Origin of the sequence: Alloalcanivorax mobilis, from assembly GCF_002864685.1 — a bacterium.
Lineage (GTDB): Bacteria > Pseudomonadota > Gammaproteobacteria > Pseudomonadales > Alcanivoracaceae > Alloalcanivorax > Alloalcanivorax mobilis.
Window position 1 is genome coordinate 42,284 of record NZ_NMQZ01000021.1, and the last position, 20,640, is coordinate 62,923.

Consider the following 20,640-nt stretch of genomic DNA (forward strand, 5'->3'; position numbering starts at 1 on the left):
CTTTAATAAGGGCCTGAGTCAGTGCGCCCGCTTCGGGCCGGTGCGCAGGTGAGTGGCGTAAAGGGTCAACCCGGTCAGCCCCAGGCCGCCGAGCAGATTACCCAGCACCACCGGCAGTTCGTTCCAGATCAGGTAGTCGGCGATCGAGAAATTGCCGCCCATGATCAGCGCCGAGGGAAACAGGAACATGTTGACCACCGAATGCTCGAAACCCATGCCGAAGAACAGCATGATCGGCATCCACATGGCGATCACCTTACCGCTGACGGTGGTCGAGACCATCGCGCCGACCACCCCCAGCGACACCATCCAGTTGCACAGGATGCCACGAATGAAGATGGTCAGCATGCCGCCGGCGCCGTATTCCTTGTAGCCCAGGGTGCGGGCTTCGCCGATGCCGGCGATGACCTTGCCGACGCCGTTGGGCTCGGTGGAAAAACCGTAGGTGAACACGATCGACATCAACACCGCCACGGTCAGTGCGCCAAGAAAGTTGCCAACGAACACGATGCCCCAGTTTTTCAGCACGCCGCCGAGGGTGACACCAGGGCGTTTATCGAACAGCGCCAGGGGGGAGAGCGCGAACACCCCGGTCAGCAGATCGAAGCCCATCAGATAAAGGATGCAGAAGCCCACCGGGAACAGGATCGCGCCGATGATCGGGTAGCCGGTCTGAACCGCCACGGTCACCGCGAACACCGCCGCGATCGCCAGAATGGCCCCGGCCATATAAGCGCGGATCAGGGCGTCCCGGGTGGCCATGAAAATTTTCGATTCCCCTGCGTCCACCATTTTGGTGACGAATTCCGATGGAATTAAATACGACATCTGTTTTCCCCTGTGTGTGTGCCTCTGGTTGGGCTGAATGAGAAACAGCAAGGGGCATGCCAGTTGATGTGTCGGCGCCGCTTGCCGGCCCGGAAGCGCGTGCGGGTAGGAAAAACCCGACGTGTTCCGTCGTGGCCTTGGCCTGGTGGTGTGCGCCGGGCGGCGCCGCGGAGAGAGTGGCGCGGTGCACCGTCCCGCTTTGGTGCGCGCGCGGCGCCACATTGTGGTGCGTAAATGGGGGCGACGAATGCTTGAATCTCAGCGCGCCAATCTATATAGTTGATATTATCAACCAGTAAGCCGATGCCTCGCTCTCATGTCACGACCCTATCCCCTGGCTTTGCCCTTTGTGCTCGCCCTGACCATGGCGCTGGGCCCGTTCTCCATTGACGCCTACTTGCCCGCTTTTCCGGCCATGGCCGAGGCACTGGGCGTCAACATTGGCGAGGTGGCGCGCAGCCTCTCGATCTATGTGTTCGGTCTGGCGGTGGGGCAGTTGGTGGGTGGGCCGTTGTCGGATCACATCGGCCGTGCCCGGGTGATGTACGCCGGGCTGGGCATTTTTATCGTCGCCTGCGTGGGCGTCAGCCAGGCCGGCTCCCTGGAAACGTTGCTGCGGTGGCGGGCGGCGCAGGCGTTTGGCGGTGGCTGGGTGATGGTGCTGGTGCCGGCGTTGGTGCGTGACCGGGTCAGGGGCCGTGACGCCGCCAAGCTGTTCAGCATGATTGGCCTGATCATGGTGGTGGCGCCGGGGGTGGCGCCGAGCATTGGCAGCGCATTGCTGGCGGTGGGAAGCTGGCGTACTGTTTTCCAGTTTCTGGCGGTTTACGCGCTCGGGCTGATCCCTCTGATTACCCTGTTCGTGTTGCGCTCGGCGGCGCCCAAGAACAGCACCCCGGCGCCCCGGGAATCCTTGCTGACCCGCTATCGGTCGGTGTTCACCACCACCCCGGCCCTGCCGTTTCTGTTCCTGCAGGCGTTCGCGTTCTCGGTGATGATGCTGTTCATCACCCACTCTTCGTTTATCTATCAGGAGCACTTCGGGCAGTCCGAATCGGTGTTCGCCCTGTTGTTCGGGGCCAATATCGTGATGATGCTGCTGGTGAATCTCGCCAACCGGGCGGTGCTGAACCGCTTCACCTCGCGGCAGATTCTGATCACCTGCCTGAGCGTGCAGTTCGTCGGGGTATTGCTGCTGGCGGTGATGACCTGGACCGGCGCCTCGGTGTGGCTGTTTCTGCCGGCGATGATGATCACGGTGGGCGCCCAGGGTGGCGTGGCACCCAACAATCAGGCCTGTTTCATGGAGTTCTTCGAGCGCCATGGCGGCACCGCCGCGTCGCTGTTGGGGGCGGCGCAGTTCGGCGTCGCCGGCCTGCTCAGCGCGCTCTCCACACTGATGCCGGAAACCCTCGGTTCGGTGATCGCCGCCATGTTTATCTGCTCTTCGATCTGCATGATGATCGTGGTAAGGGTGCTGCGGCCGGGGCGCGACTGAGTCACGGCCGATGAAAATTGTTGTGCGGCGCCGGAACTCTTTGTCCGGATGCCTGCCTCACAGCCCGGTGGCGGCCCGCCCCCCGTTATTGTTTGCGCGATTCGAGACCATGCCCTCATTCCGTACTTTTCTCTGCCTGTTTTTGGTTGTGCCCGGCACCGGTGCCCTGGCGGACACCGTCTGGCTGACCAACGGCGACCGAATGACCGGCAAGATCGTGCTGATGGACAGCAGTAAACTGCTTTTGGAAACGCCCTACGCCGGCTCCGTGCCCATCGATCGCGCCATGATCAGCACCCTGCAGAGCGACGAAGCCTTACTGATTCAGTGGCCGGGCAGCCGGGGCGAGGTGAGCCGTGCAATACGGGCGGCGGAGCCGGGCACGGTGACGCTGCAAAACGGCGCCGACACCACCCTGGCGTTGACCGGCATCAGCCAGATTTTGCGGCCTAAACCCCTGATTCAGGACCTTCAGTGGACCGGCGATCTGGATTTCGACATTCACTATGTGCGCGCCGAGCGCGACACCGACGACTTCGATCTGTCGCTCAACAACCAGGCCCGCCACGGCCCCTGGCGGCATAATATTCAGGGCGATTACAACCGCAAGTTCGCCGATGGCGAGCGCATCGAGCAGGACTGGAGCGCCAAGTACGCGCTTGACCGCTTTCTCAGCGAGAGCCGCTTCTGGCAGGGCCGTTATGAATATCAGCGGGATTGGTTCGAAGACGTGCGCCGGCGGCGCACGGTGGGCACTGGCCCGGGTTATCAGTTCTGGGACAATGAACTGGGCGCCTTCTCGCTGGCCTGGCTGCTCAGCTACAATCAATACAGTTACGCCGAGGAAAACGACGAAGATTTCTACGGCCTGAGCATGCAATGGGACTACAACCGTTTTCTGGTCGGCAAGACTTTCGAGCTGTTCAGCCAGGGCAGCGTCGGCAGGGCGATCACCGGCGCTGATGGCGGCTACGCGGTGGACGCGGCCATTGGCCTGCGCTACATGCTCACCGATTGGGCGTCGCTGAGCCTGAAAGCCGAGACCGATCTGGTCAAGGACTCCACCGAAGACCTGGACGAAACCGACTACAGTCTGGGGCTGGGCATCGGCTGGTAACAGCACGGATCACACCATCGAACGCACGGAGGGCACCATGGCAACCGGCTGGGCTCGTGACGGAGCCGTTCAGGATCAAATCGACAGCACCGTGGATTCCGCGGTGGAGCACGCGCGCAGCCGGCTGCCGGCGGGGCGCGGCCTGACCCATTGCGAGGAATGCGAAGCACCGATTCCCGAGGCGCGCCGCCAGGCGTTGCCCGGGGTGCGGCTGTGCGTGGCCTGCCAGAGTGAGCGCGACGAAGCCGAAGTGCGCTCGGAGGGGTACAACCGGCGCGGCAGCAAAGACAGCCAACTGCGCTGAACCGGCGGCAAACGGCGGCCCGCCTTTTTGCTATCATGGCGCCGCCGCCCGCCCGGGTGGCCCGACTCCTCACTTCCCGGCCGAGACCCGTTATGAAACTGGTGATTCGCTACTTTTTCCGCACCCTGCGCGTATTGCTCACCCCGGTGATGCTGCTGGCCGAAACGCTGAGCACGCCCAAGCGCCGCCAACGAGCGCCGCGGCAACAGCTCGAAATCGATCAGGCTTGCCAGCAACTGGCGCTGTATCAATTCAAGGCGTGTCCGTTTTGCATCAAGGTGCGCAAGGAAATTGCCCGCCTCGGGCTGAACATCGAAACCCGTGACGCCCAGCACATCGCCGAGCACCGGCAGGCGCTGAGCGAAGGCGGTGGCCGGGTTAAAGTGCCGTGCCTGCGTATTGACGGGGATGGCGGCGAGACCGAGTGGCTGTATGAGTCCGATCGCATCAAGGCGTGGCTGGCCGAGCGGTTCGACGACGCCGTGCCGGCGTCTTCCCGCTGACCCTGACGGATCTCGGCGTGGTAGCGGCCTGCAAGGCTGGCCATCGAGCGCGGCGATGATCTGTTCGCCGGCCTTTGGCCGAAGCGGCTCAGTGGCCGAGAAATTCTGACACGATGCTCAGCGACTCGATGTTGTCGCACACCAGTTTGATGCACACCAATAGCGGTACCGCGATCAGAATACCGACCACGCCCCACATCCAGCCCCACAACAGAATCGACAGAAACACCGCCACCGGGCTCAGCGCCAGCCGGTGCCCGGCGATGGTGGGTGTGATGAACTGGCCTTCAAGAACGTTGAAGGCCAGCACCACCGCCGGGGGCAGAACGATATCCAGCAACCCGCCCTGAAAGGTGAGCAGGCAGACCGCCAGCAACACGGTGGTGCTGATCACCGAGCCCACATAGGGAGCGTAATTCAACAGCCCGACCATGGCGCCGAACAGCACCGGGTTGGGCACATCGAACAGGTAGAGAGTCAACGCGGCCACCGCCGCCAGAGCCAGGTTAATCAGGGTAATGGTGCCCAGATAGGTGGCAATGCTGGTTTGAATCAAACGCACTGTTTCCACCGCCGCCCGTTTGTCGTGAAATTGCGGAATCACCCGCACCAGCTTGCGCAAGAAAGTGTCGCCGGAGGCGAGCATGAAATAGAGCAGAATCACGCTCAGGGTGATGCCGTACAGCGCCGACCAGGTGCCGTTGAGCAGCCACTGCACTGGCGACCATTGAGTGCCCGCGCTGTTATCCTTGTTCTGCTCGCCGGGAGCCATTTGATCGAGCTGCCGCCTGGCTTGTTGCAGCTTTTCAATCGGTGCTTGCAAATTCTGCAGTTTCAGCTCGATGCGCTGCAGGTCCTGGGGTGCTTTTTGCAGCCACTGCTCGGCCGGTTTTGACAGGCCGTACAGAGAGCCGAACGCAAAAGCCAGCACCGCCACCACCGCCACCGCGGCGCTCACCGGCGGCGGAATTTTCAGTACCCGCAAGGCGCGCACCACCGGGGTAAAGATCAGGCTGATCAGAAAGGCGACGATCAGTGGGATAAACAGGGTGGCGGCGAAGTACAGGGTATACATCACCAGCAACACAAAGATGCCGGTCAGCATGGCCGAGCGCACGCTGACCTGAGTGACCAGGTTGTCCCGGTCTACGGGGGGGCGGGATTCTGGCGTGGGCGTGGAAGGCATGACGTGTCCGCGATTTGGTGGCGTGGTCGGCTTGGGAACGGCTGTCGCTGGCCCGGTTTTTATCCCATCGTTTGATTAACGGCATCATACCGAAGCATCTTCACGCCGACTGTTAAAATGGTTGCCGACCGTATTACAACTGGTGGCGTTCGCTGCCGTTGGCGGCACGCCCGCTCGGCCGCGATTTCCGTCGCACGCCCTCCGCATGTCCCTAATGGATGATTCGGGGAAACCCTGTTGCTGTTTCCCGTTGGCAATGGAGGTATAAGGTGCGGATAGCAATATTTGAACCCTTATTCCGCACAGCGGAACCGTGATGCGACTTTTATTACAACAACATCAAAACGGGAGAGATCAATGAGAACTATCCAGCGAGGGCTGACCCTCCTCTGCGCCTTGATGGTGCTGCCCGGCGTGGCTTTTTCCGCGAAAGACGTCAACCTTCCCAACACCATCGCCATGACCGCCTACGGCACCGGCTCCGCCGGCTACACGCAGATGGTGTCGGTGGGCAACCTGCTACAGAACGAGTACGGCACCTCGCTGCGCATTCTGCCGGGCGAAAATGACGTGTCACGAATGACGCCCCTGCGTACCGGCCGGGTGCCGATGTGCGCGTGCGGCATCGCCAGCTATTACGGCTCCGAAGGCGTGCTGATGTTCGCCGGCCCGAAGTGGGGGCCGCAGCCGATTCGCGTGATCGCCACTTCCATCGCCAGCTTCGGGCTGGGCGTGGCGGTGGCTGGTGACATCGATGTGAAAACCCCGGCCGATCTGAAGGGGAAACGGGTGTCCTACATTCGCGGCGACGACGCTTTGAATCTGGGCACCGAGGCTTTCCTGGCCTTCGGCGGGCTCACCTGGGACGACGTGGAACGGGTGGAGTTTCCCGGCTACGGGCGCGCCTTCGATGGCATCATCGCCAATCAGAGCGACACCGCTTTCACCATGAGCGTGGCACCGCCGGCCCAGCAACTGGCCGCCAGCCCCCGTGGCATCGTCTGGCCGCGTCTCGACCCGAACGACAAACAAGGCTGGCAGCGGCTGCAAGCGGTGGCGCCTTACTTCCAGCCGCACCAGGTGACTCTGGCGGCGGGTGAGTACAGCAAGGACAAGCCCTGGGTAGGCGCCAGCTATCCGTACCCGATCCTGGTCGCCAACGCGGATGAAAAAAGCGGACTGGCCGGCAATCTGATCAAGGTGCTGATCGAGGACTTCGATAAATATAAGGACGCGGCACCGGGCAACAGCGGCTATGCCCTGGATCAGCAGAACATGAAATGGGTGATCCCGTTCCACGATGAAGTGGTGGCCTATTACAAAAAAATCGGCCACTGGAGCGATGAGATGCAAGCCCACCAGGATCGTCTTGTGAAGCGCCAGCAGGTGCTCAAGAGTGCCTGGGACGCCTTCACCGGTGCCAACCCGCCGGACGACGAAGAGGCGTTCAGCAAGGCTTGGATGACGGCGCGCGCCAAGGCGCTTGAGGCTGAAGGCATGAATCCGGTGTTTCGTTGAGCCGCGGCTCGCACCGAAAGGAGCAGCACGCCGTGGAATCAACAACCGAACCGTCCGCCGGGCAGGTGTCCGGCATTCGGGAACTGCAGGGCTTCTGGCTCTGGGTTCCGCGTCTGGCGACCGTGGCGCTGACGCTGATGACCCTGGATTACGTGTTGAATCTGGGGTACCTGAAAATCATCACCGCGGTGGAAAGCCAGTTTCTCTACACCGTGGTGGCGTTGATGTTGCCGCTGGTGTTTGTGATGTGGCCGATCCGGGCCGGGTGCTCGCCGCGTAAGGTGCCCTGGTACGATGTGCTGCTGTTTGTGATCGCCGTGGCCACGTGCGGGTTCTTTGTTTATAACGCCGAACGCATTCTCGATAACGGTTGGGAATACGAAGCTCCGCGCCACGCCATGCTGATGAGCTTTCTGCTCTGGGTGCTGGTGGTGGAGGCGGTGCGCCGGGCCGGCGGGCTGGCGCTGGCGTGCATTGTCGGCGTGGCCGGTGCCTATCCGCTGTTCGCTGATCTGATGCCCGGGCCGATCCAGGGCTTTCCTTCGTCGCCGGAACAGACCGCGATCTACCACGCCATGAGCCGGGAAAGTATTTTTGGTATCCCACTGCAGGCGTTCGCCAATCTGGTGATTGGCTTTTTGCTGTTCGGCGTGGCGTTACAAAAAACCGGCGGCGGCAAATTCTTCATCAACCTGGCCTTCGCGCTTCTTGGCCATGTGCGCGGTGGCCCGGCCAAGGTGTCGATCTTTTCCAGCGGCCTGATGGGCTCGATGAGCGGCAGTGTGATCACCAACGTGCTGACCACCGGCGTGCTTACCATTCCCGCCATGCGCCGGGTCGGCTTCGGCCGCGCCTACGCCGCCGGCGTGGAAGCCTGCGCCTCCACCGGTGGCGTGCTGATGCCCCCGGTGATGGGCGCCACCGCCTTTGTGATGGCAAGCTTCCTGAACATTCCCTACAGCACCATCGCATTGGCGGCGGTGGTACCGTCGTTGTTGTTCTATCTGGGGTTGTTTATCCAGATCGATGCCTACGCGGCCAAACATAAACTGGAAGGCTTGCCGGAAGAGGAGTTGCCGTCACTCCGGCAGACCCTCAAAGAAGGCTGGTACTTCGTGTTCGTGTTCGTGCTGCTGATCTGGATGCTGTTTTATCTGCGCCAGGAAGCGATCGCGCCGTTCTACGCCACCGCACTGCTGTTGGTGATCAATCAGATTCTGCCTTATCAGCGTTGGGGCTGGAGCGATGTGTGCGACTTTTTTTCCAGCACGGGCAAACTGTTCGCTGAACTGATCACCATTCTGGCCGGTGTCGGGCTGTTGGTCGGGGCGCTGTCGGTGACCGGTCTTTCCGGCACCATCGCCAACGACCTGATCTACATCGCCGGGGGCAATCCGTTGGTGTTGTTGATGATGGGCGCGCTGACCAGCTTTATTCTCGGCATCGGCATGACGGTGACCGCGGCGTACATTTTTCTCGCCGTGGCGTTGGCACCAGCGTTAATCCAGGGTGGCGGCATGGACCCGTTGGCGGTGCATCTGTTCATTCTTTACTGGGGTATGCTCAGCTTTATTACCCCACCGGTGGCGCTGGGCGCGTTTGCCGCCGCCACCGTGTCTGGCGCGCGGCCCATGGAAACCGGCCTCAACGCCATGCGGCTGGGCAGCGTGATCTACTTCGTGCCGTTCCTGTTCGTGCTCAACCCGGCGCTGATTCTGCAGGGGCAATGGCAGGAAATCGTGGTGGTGCTCGGGCAGGCGCTGGTCGGCGTGGTGCTGATCGCCAGCGCCATGCAGGGCTACTTGATCGGGGTCGGTGATCTGACCGTGCACCGCCTTCTGCAGTGGCCGCTGCGTGGCATGCTGATCGTGGGTGGCATGAGCTTCGCGATTCCCGGTGGTGGCCCGGTGCCGCTGGACCACAGTGAGCTGTTCCTGCTCAGCCTGGCATTGACGCTGCCCGCGTTGGCGCTGGGTGTCTGGCTGAATCGCAGGCCGGTCCCGGTGCGTGGTACCTGAGTCACTCGCCCGGGCTGTACCAACGTGTTCTGGCGCCGGCTTGCCGGCGCCAACTTCTTATCCGGCCCCGGTGACGTTATATTGCCGGTGCGCCCTCGCCCGATCCGCTCTCTGAAACCTTCCGCGGCGCGGGCCAACAGGCTGGTTCGGCGTTGCGCCCCCATGCCTTCTTCCCCTCTTCTTGGCCAGGAGCAGTACCGATGAAAGCGGCGGTTCTTGACGCGCTGGGCAGCACGCCCGCTTACGGAGATTTCGACGAGCCCGGCCTGGTCGGCGATGAAACGCTGATCCAGGTCACGGCGGCGGCGATCAAACCGCTGGATCGGATGATCGCCGCCGGTACCCACTACAGCAGCCCGAAGACCTTGCCGGTGGTGTGTGGCATGGATGGCACCGGAGTCGATGATCGTGGCCAGCGGGTTTATTTTTCCACCCTGCGGCGGCCGTTTGGCACCATGGCGGAGCGGGCGCCGGCGGCCTGGACGGTGCCGCTGCCGGCGGGGTTGGACGACGCGGTGGCGGCGGCGGTGGTGAACCCGGCGCTGGCCGCCTGGCTGCCGCTGGTGTGGCGGGCGGCGATGGCGCCCGGCGAAACGGTATTGATCATGGGTGCCACCGGCGCGGCCGGCCACATGGCGGTCAAGGCAGCGCGCTTGTTGGGGGCCGGGCGGGTGATCGCCGCCGGCCGGCGCCAGCAGGTGCTGGCGGCGCTGGACGCCGACGCCACCATCGATCTGCGCTTGCCGGAACCGGCCCTGCGCGAGGCCTTCGCCGAGCACGCCGCCGACATTAATGTGGTGGTCGATTATGTGTGGGGGCCGCCGGTGGAGAGCCTGATCGCCGAACTGGTCTCGCCGAACCTGCACACCGCTGGTGGTGAAGGGGCCGGGGTTCGGCTGGTGGCGGTGGGCGAAATGGCCGGGCGCACCGTGGCATTGCCTTCGGGGGCGTTGCGCGGTTCCTGGTTGAACATTATCGGCAGTGGCACCGGCAATTTTCCGCCAGCGGACAAGATGCGTGACATCGTTGCCGAGATTCTCGATTACGCGGCGAGCGGGGTGCTGGAGATCGATGTGGAGCGGCTGCCGCTTGGCGATGTCGAACAGGCCTGGCCGCGCGCCGGCGCCGGTGATCGGCGCCTTGTTCTGTGCCCGGAGCCGCGTTGAGGCTTATTGTCCGGGCAATCGCGGTGAAGGTGTGGCCGGCGGCGCTGCCGCCGGCCTGAGGAGACGTGTTTGAATACCGATCAGGCCATTGTGTTCGCGGTGCTGGCGATAACGCTGGCCCTGTTTATCTGGGACAAGCTGCGCTTCGATGTGGTTTCCATGCTGGCGCTGCTGGCCGTGGCGCTGGCCGGGCTGGTGCCCGCCGACCAGGTGTTCGCCGGTTTTGGCCACCCGGCGGTGGTGACGGTGGCGGCGGTGCTGGTGATCAGCCAGGGGCTGGTCAACGCCGGGGTGGTGGACATCATCGCCCGCTTTCTTGGCAAAGTGGGCAACCACCCCACCGTGCAGGTGGCCACGCTCACCGCCATGGTGGCGGTGTGCTCGGCCTTTATGAACAACGTTGGCGCACTGGCGCTGTTGATGCCGGTGGCGGTGTGGATGTCCCGGCAGAGCGGCAACTCACCTTCGATTCTGCTGATGCCACTGGCGTTCGGTTCGCTGCTGGGCGGCATGACCACCCTGATTGGCACGCCACCGAACATCATCATTGCGTCATATCGGCAGGGCGAGGCGCCCTTTGGCATGTTCGATTTTCTGCCGGTGGGCGGCGCGGTGGCGCTGGCCGGAGTGTTGTTCATTGCCCTGGTGGGGTGGCGGCTGACGCCCCGGCGCAAGGAAAACGGTGACCAGCAGGAACTGTTCAGTGTCGGTGATTACCTGGCCGAAGTGCGGTTGCCGGAAGAGTCCAAGAGCGCCGGCGGCACGTTGCACGATCTGCTGGAGAAACTGGGCGATGACGCCGATGTGGCGGTGGTCGGGTTGATCCGCGACGAAAACCGGCAACTGGCACCGTCCACGTACCGGGTGCTGCGGGGCAATGACATTCTGCTGCTGCAAGCGGACACCGACAGCCTGCAACAATTGCTCGACAACACCGATCTGGAGATCGCCGAGCAGACCGCCGAAGAGGGCCGCGAGGACCTCGGTGCCGGCGACGTGCAGGTTTCCGAACTGGTGATTGGCTCGGAATCATCGCTGATCGGGCGCAGCGCCAGCCGTCTCAAGCTGCGCGAGCGTTATGGTGTCAACGTATTGGCGGTGGCCCGCCAGGGGCATCGCGTCAAAAAACGCATCGGCGCGATGAGCTTCAACGCCGGCGACATTTTGTTGGTGCAGGGCACCGGCGAGGCCATTGGCGGCTTTGTCGCGGATCTCAATTGTCTGCCTCTGGCCGACCGTGGCCTGCGCATCGGTAATCCGCGCCGCAGTCTGTTGGCCACCGGCATTTTCGCCGCCGCGCTGGTGTTGATTGTCGCCGGTGTGTTGCCGGCCGCGATCGCTCTGGTGGCGGCGGCGGTGGCGATGGTAATCGTTGGCCTGTTGACCAGCGCCCAGGCGTACAAAAGCATCGACTGGTCGATCATCGTGCTGCTGGCGGCGATGATCCCGGTGGGCGGCGCCCTGGAGAGCTCCGGCGGCGCTGAACTGATCGCCAACCAGATGCTCGCCCTGGGGCAGGGATTGCCCGCCGCCGCGATCGTCGCGGTGGTGCTGGTGGGCACCATGCTGCTCTCCAATGTGGTCAATAACGCCGCCGCCGCGATTCTGGTAGCGCCCATCGCACTGAGCCTGGCCGGCCACATGGAATTGCCCTCCGACCCGTTGTTGATGGCGGTGGCGGTGGGCGCGTCGGCGGCGTTTCTGACTCCCATTGGCCATCAATCCAACGCCCTGGTGATGGAACCCGGTGGCTATCGCTTTGGCGATTACTGGCGTTTGGGCTTGCCGTTGTCGTTGCTGCTGGTGGCGGTGGCGGTGCCAATGATTCTGTGGGTCTGGGGGTAGCCGTCGCCGGCTCGCGTATCTCTTTTAGCGATCACCGGCATGGCAACAATGCATTGGTGTGGCACCTTATGCGGGCCCATAATCGCCGCCCTTCACTTTTGGCCAGGGACTCGCCATGACCCGTACTGTCTCTTCGTCCACGCCCCTTAGCCCGGCGCTGGTTTTCCTGATGGCGGTGACCACCGGCCTGGCGGTCGCCAGCAACTACTACGCTCAGCCGCTGTTGCACACCATCGCCGACCGCCTTTCGCTGTCCTATACCCACGCCGGTGTGATCGTGACCACCGCCCAGGCCGGTTATGCGGTGGGTCTGCTGTTGCTGGTGCCGCTGGGTGACCTGTTTGAACGGCGCCGGTTGATTGTGACGATGATGGTGTTGGCCGGGCTCGGCCTGCTGATCAGCGCCAACGCCGGCAATCTGACCACGCTGCTGGTGGGTACCGCGATCACTGGAACGTTTTCGGTGGTGGCCCAGGTACTGGTGCCGTTCGCGGCGACACTGGCGGAGCCGCGGGCGCGCGGCAAGGTGGTCGGCACGGTGATGAGCGGTCTGCTGATGGGCATACTGCTGGCGCGCACCGTGGCCGGTGGGCTGTCGTCGTTGGGTGACTGGCGCACCGTCTACTGGGTGGCGGCGGCGCTGATGTTCGTGAACGCCGTGGCGCTGTGGCGCATGCTGCCGGATTACCGCCAATCCGCGGGGCTGTCCTATGGTCGTTTGTTGCTCTCCATCGCCAGTCTGTTCCGGCGCTACCCGCTGTTCCGGGTGCGTTCGACAATCGGTTTTCTGATCTTCGCCATGTTCAGCGTGCTGTGGACCTCGGTGGCGTTTTTGCTTTCCGCCGCGCCGTGGCATTTCTCCGACGCTACCATCGGTTTGTTTGGTCTTGCCGGCGCGGCCGGGGCGCTGGCTGCCCGCAAAGCAGGCTCGTTGGCGGATCGCGGCCATGCCCGCTGGACCACCCTGGGTGGCCTGTTGATGCTGGCGGTGTCGTGGCCGGTGCTGGGCCTGGGCGCCACCTCGCTGGTGGCATTGGTGATCGGCATTATCCTGCTCGATCTGGCGGTGCAGGCCGTGCACATCACCAACCTGAATCTGATTTACGGCCTCGACGAAGCGGTGCGCAACCGCCTCAATTCCGGGTACATGTTCGTTTATTTTCTTGGCGGTGCCTTCGGCTCGCTGGCCTCCGCCGCCGCCTTTCAACACGGCGGCTGGGCCGGCGTGGTGCTGTTGGGCGCGGCGTTGGCGCTGGCCGCGCTGTTGCTCGGCGTATTGGCCCGTGGCCCACGCCTCGAGCACGATGGTATGTAAGTTGCTTATTCTCAGGTCACTGACACCCGCCGTTAAAAGAGGACCAACGTGACCGACCCCCTGGATATGAAGCAAACCGTGGACGCTGTCCGGCGCGCTCTGCAAGTGGATGTGTGCAGCCTGTATCGCGCTCATGCTCGGCCCGGCGAGCTGGAGATCGTGGCCACCAGTGGACTGAATCAAAGTGTGATTGGCCAGCGGCTGGGCTATCACCAGGGGCTCACCGGCAAGGTGGCGCGTACTGGTCAGCCGGTGGTGGCGCGGGTTATTCAAGAGCATGCCGATTACTACCACGTGGCGGGCTCGGGGGAGGAACGTTTCCAGAGCTATCTGGGTATCCCGCTGGTCGAGGGCGACACTCTGCATGGCGTTCTGGTGATCCAGACCGAGCAAACGCGGACCTTCTTCCATCGTCATATCCAGGAGGTGCACAGCGCCGGCCGGCAGTTGCTCGACGATCTGATCGCGCTTGCCGGCGAGTCGGCCCCGACCTGAGCGATGGCCGCGGTGGCATACTTGGGTGCGATCCGGGCGTATCATCGCGGGGCGTTAGCGATTTCCGCTTTCCCGTCTACAGGACCTCCCCGTTGAGCGAATTCCCGTCTTGCCCACAGTGCGCCTCGCAATTCACCTACCAGGACGGCGTGTTCCTGGTGTGCCCCGAGTGCGGTTACGAATGGAACCCGAACGCCGCCCGCCAGAGCAGTGACGATGAGCCGGTGATTCGCGACGCCAATGGCACCGCGTTGGAAGACGGCGACACGGTCACCGTGATCAAGGATTTGAAGATCAAGGGCTCTTCCCTGGTGGTGAAAGTGGGCACCAAGGTGAAGGGGATCCGCTTGGTGGCAGGGGACCACAACATCGATTGCCGGATCGACGGTATCGGCGCCATGAAACTGAAATCGGCGTTCGTGAAGAAGGTTTGAGACCCGGGAATTATGCGGGAAAGGTGAACAGGCTTTCCCTAAGTGTTTGAGAATAAAAGAAATTATCCGAAAGGTCCGTTGTCGCATTGAGTAACCCCGTGACAAAGGAGCGCCTTATGAACACCCGCAACCTGATCGATCAACTGCTTAAATCCGGCGCCGGTCTGCTTGATGGCAAGGGCGCGGGCCAGGGCGCCGCTGCCTCCGCTTCCCCGCCCGGCGCCTCCGGCTCGCCGCTCTCCAGTGTGCTGTCCGGTGCCGGTGGCGGCGCGTTGGCCGCGGGGGCCCTGGGCATGCTGGTGGGCAGCAAAAAAGGGCGAAAGATCGGCGGCAAGGTGCTCACCTATGGCGGTCTGGCGGCACTGGGCGTGGTCGCCTACAAAGCCTACAGCAACTACCAGCGCAATCAGGACGGCAGCGCCGTGCGTCCGGAACCGCGCACCGTGGACCGGCTGCCCGAGGCGGAGGCGGAGCAGCACGGTCAGGCGATTCTGCGGGCGGTGATCGGTGCCGCCAAGGCGGACGGCCACATCGACGACCGTGAGCGCGAATTGATTGACGCCGAGGTGGCCCGTCTGGACCAGGACCCGGAGATGCAGCGCTGGTTCGATCAGGAACTGCGTAAGCCCCTCGACCCGGCGGAAGTGGCCTCCGCCGCCACCGCCCCGGAAATCGCCGCGGAAATGTATCTCGCCAGCGCCCTGGTGATTGATGATCAGAGTTTCATGGAGCGCGCTTACCTGGAAGAGCTGGTGCGGCAGATGAAGCTTGATCCGGCGCTGGTAAAAGAACTCGACGCCCAGGTGAATCAGGCCTGATGGAAGCGACGAAGCGGTGTAGGGTTGAGAGTGTGATCAACAGCGGACAGGAGGTCCTGTGATTGAGTTGATGGGTATTCCGGACGACCGGGTGGTGGGCGTGCGCATTGATGGCCACGTCGATAAAGCCGCCTTCGATCAGATCATCGCGGAGATCGAGGCACGCTCCGCGCACCATGAAAAGCTGCGTATTTACGCGGAAATTCACTCCCTGGGCGGCATGTCCCTGGAAACGCTACTGGCGGACTTCAAGTTCGCGGTGAAAAACTGGCGGCGCTTTGACCGCGAGGCGATTGTCAGTGACCGGCGCTGGTTGCAGGGCATCGCGCCGGTGGTGGACAAACTGTTCCCCGGCATCGAGGTGAAAGCGTTCGCTCTGGATGACGCCGACGCCGCCCGTGCCTGGGTGCAGGAGCCGTAAGCGGGACGGGCGCGGACCCGACCCAATTCACCTCTTCCAAAACGGCGAGCGGGCCAGGGGGTTGGCGTGCCAGCGTGCTGCGTGAAAGCGTGTTCGCGGGCGGCGCCTCGGCGGACGCCCGGATCAGTGCTTAAGAATCACGTACAGCGCGTGGATGATGCCCGGCACGAAGCCAAACAGTGTCAGCAGGATGTTCAACCAGAAGTGGCCTTTGAAGCCGACTTCCAGGAACACGCCCAGCGGTGGCAACAAAATGGCGAACAGTATTTTGATCGGATCGGTGGCGGTGAGCGGCATACGGTGACTCCTAGGCAGGTGCGCGCGCCGTGCCCGTGAGGCCATGGCGCGCCGGGCCCGGGCGACGTGGTGCGCCCGTGACGATTCGATAGTGCGCCAGGCGTCGGCGCCGGACCAGTGCCTGGGCGCTTATTTGTACAGGGTTTTACGGGTTGGCCATTTGTCGTATAAACAAACAGCGGCGGCGCTGCCAGGCTGGTCGTACCCCCGCTGGCCATGATCATAATAATCGGAGAGCCCCATGCTGAATCGCGCCGCCAAACCGCTGGTCCGTGTGGTCGAGCGATACCTTCCCGACCCTTATATTTTCGTGTTGATCCTGACTCTGGTGGCGTTCGTCGCGGCGCTGTTGGTGGAACGGCAAACGCCGCTGGCGGTAGTTGCCATGTGGGGCGACGGTTTCTGGGCGTTGCTGAGCTTCTCCATGCAGATGCTGCTGGTGCTGGTGACCGGCTTCATGCTGGCCAGCACGCCGCTGGTGAAGGGTATTCTAGACCGGCTCGCCGGGCTGGCGCGCACCCCCGGCCAGGCGATTCTGCTGGTCACCCTGGTGGCGTTGATCGCCAGTTGGATCAACTGGGGCTTTGGCCTGGTGGTCGGCGCCCTGTTCGCCAAGGCCCTGGCGCGGCGCATCAGTGTGCATTATCCGTTGTTGATCGCCAGTGCCTATTCCGGCTTCGTGGTCTGGCACGGCGGCATTTCCGGCTCGATTCCCCTGACCATCGCCACCGAAGGACACTTCACTCAGGATCGCATCGGCGTGATCGGCACCGGCGACACCATCTTTGCGTTTTTTAACCTGGCCATTGTGGCGGCGCTGTTTATCGTCGTGCCGTTGGTGAACCGCCTGATGCTGCCGCCGCCGGGCGAGAGCGTGGCGGTGGACCCGGCCAGATTGCAAGAGCCGGACCCCGGCGAAGTGAAAATCACCCGCCCGGCGGAATACCTGGAGAACAGCCGCGTGCTGGCCTGGTTGATCGGCGCCGGCGGGGTGGCCTGGACGGTCAATCATTTCATCAACAGCGGCGGGCTGAACCTGAACGTGGTGAATTTCATGTTCCTGTTTCTCGCCATCATTTTGCACGGCACCCCTCGGCGCCTTTTGATCAGCCTGAACGAGGCGGTCAAAGGCGGCGCCGGCATCGTGATCCAGTTTCCGTTTTACGCCGGCATCATGGCGATCATGACCGACTCCGGGCTGGCCGGGACCATCTCCAATGGCTTTGTCTCCATCGCCAGCGCCGATTCATTGCCGTTCTGGAGTTTTATCAGCGCCGGCGTGGTGAACATTTTCGTGCCCTCCGGCGGCGGGCAATGGGCGGTTCAGGCGCCGGTGATGCTGCCCGCCGCCCAGGAACTCGGCGCCAGCATTCCGCGTGTCGCCATAGCGGTGGCCTGGGGCGACGCCTGGACCAACCTGCTGCAGCCGTTCTGGGCCCTGCCGGTGCTGGCCATCGCCGGGCTCAAGGCGAAAGACATCATGGGCTACTGCCTGATGCTGTTGATCATTACCGGGATCATCATCAGCGTCGGCCTGACCTGGTTTTGAGCACCACGGGCGTGGCAGTGGCCACCAGGTGCTCTCGCACCGCATGCTGCGCTCGCTGGGCCATGAAGCCGAGACCCGCCGATCAAAGGCGCACCCTGCTGAACACTGAACACTGAACACTCGTAATCCATCACTGACGCCACCGATAGTGAATCTCGCCGGCCAAATGCCAGGGATCTCCTCTTGGTGGCGCGGGGTTGGCCGGTTAGCGTTTGGATGTACTCAGCAAGGAGCGCTTGGTATGTCTGAATCACTCATGGGCGGGGCCCTCGCCACCGCCACGTTGCCCGCCACCACCTGGCAGATCACCCAGTGCAGCGTGCACCGGCAGCGTTGTTTTTTTCTCGACATGGATCGTCATCACTATCTGGCGCTGCTGCGCCGTGCCGCCCGGCGCCATAACTGCGCCGTTCACGCCTATGTATTAATGGACGATCACGTGCGTTTGCTGCTCAGTGATCGCCGGCCAGGTCTGATGGCGAGCCGGCCGGGCGCGGTGGAAAGCCTGATGGCCGCGTTGGCGGGGGCCTATCTGGCGTATCTGAACCAGACCTACGAGCGTCGTGGCGTACTTTGGCAAACCGGGTTTTATCGGATCGCGATGGCGAGTGAAAGCGCGCTGCTGGCCAGCCACCGCGACATTGAACTCAGCCCGGTGCGCGCCGGGCAGGTGGTCGACCCGGGCGAGTACCCGTGGTCCAGCTTCCAGGGTAACGCCTTGGGCTTGGCCGACCCGGTGCTCAGCGAGCACGCCGGATACCGGCGCCTGGGCCATTGCCGGCGCAGCCGCTGCGAGGCGTATCGTCAGTTGGTGTGGGCGCCGCTGCGGCCCGCCCGCCAGCCGCCCCGGGACGGCGAGCGGGCCGCCTTCAGAAGTCGACCTGATAGCCCAGGGTGAAGGTGCGGCCCCGGCCCTTGAAGTAATAGTCGTCGCTGGCTCGGGCGGCTTGCGAGTAGTACGTGAAGTAATCCTCGTCCATCAGGTTTTCGATGCCGACGCTGACGCGGCCCACCGGCAAACGCTGCACCAGAGAGGCATCCACCAGGGTATAGCCGTCGAATTCCAGTTGCGGGTCGTCGAAGTCGCGGCTCAGGTAATGATTGGCCTGCACGAACGAAGACAGGCCCGCGCTCCAACGGGCATTCCAGCCCAGCGAGATGCGATCCGGGGCAATGTTGATGCCAGTCAGTTTGGTGTCCACGCGGCCGTCGTTATTGGTGTCCGATTTGCCCTCGGAACGGGAATAGCCGAGACGCAAATCGTGGGCGGCGTTGACGTGCCAGTCGCCGGTGAATTCAAACCCTTTGATTTCCACTTTTTCCCGATTCACTTTGAACACGCCGTTTTCTTCCACCAGGCGCTCACCGAAATCGGAATCGGATTCGAAGTAGCTCAGTTCAATGCTCACCGGCTGCCAGTTAAAGCGCACGCCGATCTCCCGGTTATCGGTAACGATGGGACGCAGATCCAGCAAAGTGCCCACGGATTGGCCGGCGGTCTCGATGCCGCGCAGCACCCGGCCCACATCCGCCATGCCGAAGCCTTCGGAGTAGCTGGTGAACAGCTGCGCCCAGTCGGTGAGCTGATAGGTCAGGCCCAGGTTGTAGAGGGTCTCATCGAAGTCCGGCGAGCCGCCTTCCACCAGCACCCCGTTATTGGCGGCGACGGTGCGGTAGGAGTCCACGTCCAGTTTCGCGTACTCGTAGCGCACACCGCCGGACACGGTCAGTTTGCGGGTCACGTTGACGTCGCCCTGGAAGAAGGCGGCGTAATTGACGTAGGTGGTTTCCGGCACATAGGTGCGGCCGGTCTGAATCAGCTTCTGGCTGGTTTCGTCGCTGAGCACATCGAAGCCGGTGGCGATTGAAAGACGGTCATTGAACAGGCCGCGACGTTTGAGCGTGAACTGGCTGCCGGTTTTCTCGGACTCGTTGCGGGTCTGGTCGAACAGCTCGCCCACCGGGGCGATGTCCGGATCTTGGAAAGAGCCAGAATAGAGCCCACCGAACTGGCCTTCAAAGCGCTGATTGTAGATCTGCGCGTTGATTTCATTACCGAGCCAGTTGCCGTGGGAATAACCGAGCCGGAGGGTGGTGACGCGGTTGAACGCCGGATCGCCTTCCGGGTCGCCCCGCTGCGCGGTGGTCGGGATGCCCTCGGCGCGGTTACCGGCGACTGGCTCGTAATCGTTGTGGCCTTCCAGATCGAAGTGGTTGGCGGTGAGCGTGACATTTTGATTGTCGTCCAGCCAGTAACCGAGTTTGAGCAGCAGATCGTAGCTGGTGGAATCCTGGATCTCGCCGGGGTAGGCGGTGCCGATGACCTGGTCGTTGCCATCGTAGAACACGCCACGCTCCTGGCGGGTGGCGGCGGCGAGAATATCCCAGCGCTGGGTCTGGCCGGTGAACTGGTAGTTGAGCTTGTGGCCCAGGCCGTCGCGTTGAACGTCGTCGTCGCTGGTCAGGCTGACGGCGGCGTGCTGATGAAAGCCCTCTTTCTCGGGGCGTTTGGTGATGAAATTAATGATGCCGCCGGTGGCGCCAAGGCCGTGTTCGGCGCTGGCGCCGTAGACCACCTCGATGCGCTCGACCATGCTCAGATCAATGGTATAGCTGTCGCGGCCGCCGTCGCGCAGCGGGTTGGATTGTGGCACGCCGTCGATCAGGAACAGCGGCGAGCGGCCACGAAAGCTCTCGCCGCTGTTGGACAGTTTCTGGCGGCTGGGAGAGAAAGAAGGGATCAGGTTGGCCAGCACCTGGCCGGGATCGTCGGTGATCGCCAACTGACGTTCGATCTGTTGTTGGGAAATCACGGTGATCTTGCGCGCGCTCTTGCCCGCCACGTTATACCCGCGGGTGGCGGACACCACCACGCCCTCCAATTGATGGTCCGAAGAACCGGACACCGGCGTGATGCCGGTCAGCCGTACGGTAAGGCGGCCGTTGTCCGGGTTGCGCAGGGTCTGGTAGCGCACTCCAGAGCCGGCCAGCAGCGCGCTCAGGCCGTCCAGCGCGGTGTATTGACCCTGCAGGGGCGGGCTTCGCAAACCGGCCAGATCCACGTTGCCAATGATCAGATCAAGGCCGGCCTGATTGGCATAGTCGAGCAGCGCCTGAGCCAGCGGTTGGCCAGGCAGGCTGATGGTGTGCACCGCCGGCGCCGGGGCGGTCTGGGCGGTGGAGGCAATCGGCAGCAGCAACAACAGGGCAAGCCAGACGCCGCGGTGGCGACGGGGCAACAGATCAAACATCCAAAAGGTTCCTTTCCGTCATTTTAGTGATAATGATTTTCGTTCCCGAGGTATGACGGATGGCGCCGCCGATCCGG

Annotated in this window: 19 protein-coding genes; 15 read left to right on the forward strand and 4 right to left on the reverse strand. The window is 63.0% G+C overall.

The genetic code is table 11. From position 1 onward, the window contains the following. Window positions 1-18 precede the first annotated feature (18 nt). Entirely contained in the window at window positions 19-828 is an 810-nt protein-coding gene (locus CGS25_RS11665; RefSeq protein WP_101675559.1) for a formate/nitrite transporter family protein, read from the reverse strand. A gap of 316 nt (window positions 829-1,144) precedes the next feature. Here CGS25_RS11665 and CGS25_RS11670 point away from each other — a divergent pair, with 316 nt between their 5' ends. The 4 genes from CGS25_RS11670 (at window position 1,145) to CGS25_RS11685 (ending at window position 4,250) form a co-directional block, all read left to right on the forward strand. Beyond that, window positions 1,145-2,326 carry a multidrug effflux MFS transporter gene (locus tag CGS25_RS11670; RefSeq protein WP_101675560.1) on the forward strand — a complete coding sequence of 394 codons (1,182 nt, stop codon included), beginning with the start codon at window positions 1,145-1,147 and terminating at the stop codon, window positions 2,324-2,326. A gap of 109 nt (window positions 2,327-2,435) precedes the next feature. Then, window positions 2,436-3,443 (forward strand): DUF481 domain-containing protein, encoded by a 1,008-nt coding sequence (locus CGS25_RS11675; RefSeq protein WP_101675590.1) that lies wholly within the window; start codon window positions 2,436-2,438, stop codon window positions 3,441-3,443. A 37-nt stretch (window positions 3,444-3,480) separates the two neighbouring features. Next, a complete protein-coding gene (locus CGS25_RS11680; protein ID WP_089034160.1) occupies window positions 3,481-3,747 on the forward strand; it encodes a DksA/TraR family C4-type zinc finger protein in 267 nt (88 codons plus the stop codon). Window positions 3,748-3,839: 92 nt separating this feature from the next. Further along, window positions 3,840-4,250, forward strand: a complete 411-nt coding sequence (locus CGS25_RS11685; protein ID WP_089034161.1) for a glutaredoxin family protein — start codon at window positions 3,840-3,842, stop codon at window positions 4,248-4,250. 88 nt (window positions 4,251-4,338) lie between these two features. Here the strand turns inward: CGS25_RS11685 and CGS25_RS11690 are convergent, their stop codons facing one another. Next, window positions 4,339-5,436, reverse strand: coding sequence for an AI-2E family transporter (locus CGS25_RS11690; protein ID WP_101675561.1), 1,098 nt, complete (start codon window positions 5,434-5,436; stop codon window positions 4,339-4,341). 357 nt (window positions 5,437-5,793) lie between these two features. Between CGS25_RS11690 and CGS25_RS11695 the strand changes: the two genes are divergently transcribed. The 9 genes from CGS25_RS11695 to CGS25_RS11735 all read left to right on the forward strand — a co-directional run bounded on the left by CGS25_RS11695 (window position 5,794) and on the right by CGS25_RS11735 (window position 15,466). After that, the gene (locus tag CGS25_RS11695; RefSeq protein ID WP_089034163.1) at window positions 5,794-6,954 is read left to right on the forward strand and encodes a TAXI family TRAP transporter solute-binding subunit; all 1,161 of its coding nucleotides are present in this window, start codon (window positions 5,794-5,796) and stop codon (window positions 6,952-6,954) included. Between the two features lie 32 nt (window positions 6,955-6,986). After that, window positions 6,987-8,972, forward strand: coding sequence for a TRAP transporter permease (locus tag CGS25_RS11700; protein ID WP_101675562.1), 1,986 nt, complete (start codon window positions 6,987-6,989; stop codon window positions 8,970-8,972). 200 nt (window positions 8,973-9,172) lie between these two features. Beyond that, on the forward strand, window positions 9,173-10,138 hold the full coding sequence (locus CGS25_RS11705; RefSeq protein WP_101675563.1) for a quinone oxidoreductase family protein: 966 nt from the start codon (window positions 9,173-9,175) through the stop codon (window positions 10,136-10,138). A 69-nt stretch (window positions 10,139-10,207) separates the two neighbouring features. Next, window positions 10,208-11,983, forward strand: a complete 1,776-nt coding sequence (locus CGS25_RS11710) for an SLC13 family permease (protein ID WP_101675564.1) — start codon at window positions 10,208-10,210, stop codon at window positions 11,981-11,983. Between the two features lie 115 nt (window positions 11,984-12,098). Continuing rightward, entirely contained in the window at window positions 12,099-13,298 is a 1,200-nt protein-coding gene (locus CGS25_RS11715; RefSeq protein ID WP_232802376.1) for an MFS transporter, read from the forward strand. A 48-nt stretch (window positions 13,299-13,346) separates the two neighbouring features. After that, window positions 13,347-13,793, forward strand: a complete 447-nt coding sequence (locus CGS25_RS11720) for a GAF domain-containing protein (protein WP_232802380.1) — start codon at window positions 13,347-13,349, stop codon at window positions 13,791-13,793. A gap of 92 nt (window positions 13,794-13,885) precedes the next feature. Beyond that, a complete protein-coding gene (locus CGS25_RS11725; RefSeq protein WP_089034168.1) occupies window positions 13,886-14,227 on the forward strand; it encodes a zinc ribbon domain-containing protein YjdM in 342 nt (113 codons plus the stop codon). Between the two features lie 116 nt (window positions 14,228-14,343). Further along, window positions 14,344-15,045 (forward strand): tellurite resistance TerB family protein, encoded by a 702-nt coding sequence (locus CGS25_RS11730; protein WP_101675565.1) that lies wholly within the window; start codon window positions 14,344-14,346, stop codon window positions 15,043-15,045. Between the two features lie 58 nt (window positions 15,046-15,103). Further along, complete coding sequence (locus tag CGS25_RS11735; RefSeq protein WP_101675566.1) at window positions 15,104-15,466, forward strand: SpoIIAA family protein; 363 nt, start codon at window positions 15,104-15,106, stop codon at window positions 15,464-15,466. A 123-nt stretch (window positions 15,467-15,589) separates the two neighbouring features. On the opposite strand, the gene CGS25_RS11740 is transcribed toward CGS25_RS11735, so the two are convergent. Next, window positions 15,590-15,763, reverse strand: a complete 174-nt coding sequence (locus CGS25_RS11740) for a YqaE/Pmp3 family membrane protein (RefSeq protein WP_089034171.1) — start codon at window positions 15,761-15,763, stop codon at window positions 15,590-15,592. Between the two features lie 241 nt (window positions 15,764-16,004). Here CGS25_RS11740 and CGS25_RS11745 point away from each other — a divergent pair, with 241 nt between their 5' ends. Both CGS25_RS11745 and CGS25_RS11750 read left to right on the forward strand, forming a co-directional pair. Further along, window positions 16,005-17,312 carry a short-chain fatty acid transporter gene (locus CGS25_RS11745; RefSeq protein ID WP_101675567.1) on the forward strand — a complete coding sequence of 436 codons (1,308 nt, stop codon included), beginning with the start codon at window positions 16,005-16,007 and terminating at the stop codon, window positions 17,310-17,312. 241 nt (window positions 17,313-17,553) lie between these two features. Beyond that, window positions 17,554-18,210 carry a transposase gene (locus CGS25_RS11750; protein WP_157933818.1) on the forward strand — a complete coding sequence of 219 codons (657 nt, stop codon included), beginning with the start codon at window positions 17,554-17,556 and terminating at the stop codon, window positions 18,208-18,210. Here the strand turns inward: CGS25_RS11750 and CGS25_RS11755 are convergent. Then, window positions 18,182-20,563, reverse strand: coding sequence for a TonB-dependent receptor domain-containing protein (locus tag CGS25_RS11755; protein ID WP_101675569.1), 2,382 nt, complete (start codon window positions 20,561-20,563; stop codon window positions 18,182-18,184). The two genes, CGS25_RS11750 and CGS25_RS11755, sit on opposite strands and share 29 nt — an antisense overlap. Between the last annotated feature and the right edge of the window lie 77 nt (window positions 20,564-20,640).